Raw genomic sequence first — 3,067 nt, 5'->3', positions numbered from 1 at the left:
CGGCCCCCCCCCCCGCCTGTTGTTCATTAATTTTTTTCCCCGCCCCGGGCGGGCGCGGTGGCTGGGGGGGTGGGGGGCCCCCCCCCCCCCCGGGGCCCCCCCCCCCCCCCCCCTGCTGCAGGAGACCTACGCCAACAAGATCTACGCCAGGCGCGTCGGCGACAAGGTGCGCAGCGCCATCCAGATCACCACCGCCTCCGCCATCTGCGCGGTGCTCGACATGCTGGCCGACGGCAGCTTGCCGGCGAAGGGTTTTGTCAAGCAGGAAGACATCGCGCTCGACGCCTTCCTCGTCAACCGCTTCGGCCGCGCCTATGCGCAGCACGAGATGGTTAGCCGGCTTGCGGGTTAGGTGCTCGCTGACCAGAGATCGGTGGGACAGCGCCCCCCTCTACCCTACCGGGCATCTCCCCCACTTGGGGGGAGATTGGCCGGCATCTCCGCTTTCGCCAATCTCCAACGCTTAAAGTAGGGCGGGACGGCGAGGCTGCCGATCTCCCCCCAAGTGGGGGAGATGTCCGGCAGGACAGAGGGGGGCGCGAAGGAACTCGACCGAACGAGGTTCGAATCCGCCGTGAGGCCAGCCAGCCCTCAAACATGCAAGGCATGCCCCATCGCCTTCAGCGCCGCCTCCTGAAAACCCTCGCCCTGCGTCGGATGGGCATGGATGGTGCCGGCGATATCCTCCAGCCGCGCGCCCATTTCCAGCGCCAGGCCAAACGCCGTCGACAATTCCGACACGCCCTGGCCGACCGCCTGGATGCCGAGCACCAAATGGTTGTCGGCGCGGGCGACAACTCGGACGAAGCCATCCTCACTCATCTTGGTCATCGCGCGGCCGTTGGCGGCGAACGGAAACAGCCCGACCTTGATCTCGCCGCCAACCCTCTTGGCCTCCTCCGGCGACAGGCCGGCGGTGACCAGCTCCGGATCGGTGAAGCAGATGGCGGGAATTGAGCGCTTATCCCAGCTGCGCTTGTGGCCGGCGACGATCTCGGCGACCATTTCGCCTTGCGCCATCGCCCGGTGCGCCAGCATCGGCTCGCCGGTGACGTCGCCAATGGCAAAGATGCCGCGCATCGAGGTGCGGCACTGGTCGTCGATGCGGATGAATTTGCCCGCCATGTCGAGGTCGATCTGCTCCAGCCCCCAGTCTTCGACCACCGGCTTGCGCCCGACGGTGACCAGGATCCTGTCGGCGGCGATTTTGGCATTCTTGCCGGTCGTCGTTTCGACCAGCAAGGCATCGCCCTTGCCCGACAGGCCCTTGGCCTTGGCGTTCACGAGCACCTCGATGCCGAGCTCGGTGAGCCGCTTCACCACCGGCCGGGTCAGCTCGGCATCATATTGCGCCAGCACGCGCGGCAAGGACTCGACCACGCTCACCTTGGCGCCCAGCTTGGCGAAGGCGATGCCGAGCTCGAGCCCGATATAGCCGCCACCGACGACGGCAAGCCTTTCCGGCACTTCGCTCAGCTCCAGCGCTTCGGTGGACGAGATTACCGGCCCACCGAACGGCAGTGACGGCAGCTCGACCGCCGCCGAGCCGGTCGCGATCACCACCATCTCGGCGCGGACGACCTGCATGCCAGTCTCGGTCTGGACCTCGACGGTCTTGCCGTCACGGAATTTCGCCCAGCCATGCACGGTCTTGACCCCGGCCTTCTTGAGCAGGCCGGCAACGCCGCTGTTAAGCCGGCTAACAATACCGTCCTTCCAGGCGATGGTCGCTTCGAGATCAATCGACGGCGTGGCGATTGAAATGCCGAGCGGGCTCTTGCCGCTCGCCGTGTGCGAGATTTTCTCGAACTCCTCGGCGGCATGGATCAGCGCCTTGGACGGAATGCAGCCGACATTGAGGCAGGTGCCGCCCGGCTTGCCGAACTCGACGATAACCGTGTCGATGCCGAGCTGGCCGGCACGGATGGCGCAGACATAGCCGCCCGGACCGGCGCCGATGACGAGCAGCTTGCAGGATATTTCCTTCATCATGGCACCCTGGTTGGTCGAGCCGGCGGGACATGTGCGGCAGGACAGAGGGGGGCGCGAAGGATCGCTACTGCTCTCATTCTGCGCCCCTGCGATCCCCTGTTCATCATCTCAATCCACGAAAATCAGCGCCGGGGTCTCCAGCAGCGTCTTGATCCGTTGAATAAACACCGCGGCGTCCCAGCCGTCGATAACGCGGTGGTCGAAGCTGGAGGACAGGTTCATCATCTTGCGCGGCATGAACTGGGTGCCGTCCCACACCGGCCGCACGATCATCTTGTTGACGCCGAGGATCGCCACTTCCGGATGATTGATCACCGGCGTCGTCGCCACCCCGCCCATGGCGCCGAGCGAGGTGATGGTGATCGTCGATCCCGACAGTTCGTCGCGCGCCGCCGTGCCTGACCTGGCCGCCTCGGCGAGCCTGAAAACCTCGGCGGCGCAGTCCCAGATGTCGCGTGCCTCGGCGTGCTTGACCACCGGCACCACCAGCCCCGAAGGCGTCTGCGCGGCAATGCCGATATGGACGCCGCCATGCTGGTGGACGATGCCGGCCTCGTCGTCGAACAGCGCGTTGATTTTAGGCTGGTCGGCGATCGCCTTGACCATCGCCCGCATCAGGAACGGCAGCAGCGTCAGCTTCGGCCGCTCCACGCCGCCGCGCTTCTCCTTGTTGAGCGCCGCGCGCAAATCCTCCAATGCCGTAACGTCGATCTCCTCGACATAGGTGATGTGCGGGATGCGCGACTTGGCCAGCGCCATCTTCTCGGCGATCTTGCGCCTGAGCCCGATGATCTTGATGTCCTCGACGGCCTCGTTGCGGGCGAGGCCGGAGACCTTCGCAAGCTGCGGTCCGCGCGCCAGGAAGGCGTCGATGTCCTCGTGGAGAATGCGGCCGGCCGGGCCGCTTCCCCTGACCTGTCGGAGATCGACGCCGGCCTCTTTTGCCCTGAGGCGGACGGCCGGCGACGCCAGCGGCTTTTCACCTTCGGGGCGCGGCGCGGCGACGGATGCAGGACCCCGATCGACCGCAGCACCCCCACCCCTAACCCCTCCCCACAAGGGGGAGGGGGATTCC

The 3,067-nt window shown here is 66.3% G+C and carries 2 protein-coding genes and 1 pseudogene; 1 reads left to right on the top strand and 2 read right to left on the bottom strand.

Annotation, left to right across the window (positions count from 1 at the left end):
* Positions 1-352: pseudogene (locus AC0L15_RS30370) on the top strand (hypothetical protein); the annotation flags it as partial.
* A gap of 239 nt (positions 353-591) precedes the next feature.
* On the opposite strand, the gene lpdA reads toward AC0L15_RS30370, so the two are convergent.
* Positions 592-1,989, bottom strand: a complete 1,398-nt coding sequence (gene lpdA / locus AC0L15_RS30365; RefSeq protein WP_473498034.1) for a dihydrolipoyl dehydrogenase — start codon at positions 1,987-1,989, stop codon at positions 592-594.
* A 111-nt stretch (positions 1,990-2,100) separates the two neighbouring features.
* Positions 2,101-3,067: dihydrolipoamide acetyltransferase family protein (locus AC0L15_RS30360; protein ID WP_473498032.1), on the bottom strand; the 967-nt coding region annotated here is incomplete at its 5' end.

It is taken from the genome of Mesorhizobium sp. WSM4846 (genome assembly GCF_055811415.1).
The sequence above is the reverse complement of the archived record's forward strand: the minus strand, read 5'-3'. Positions and strand labels throughout refer to the sequence as shown.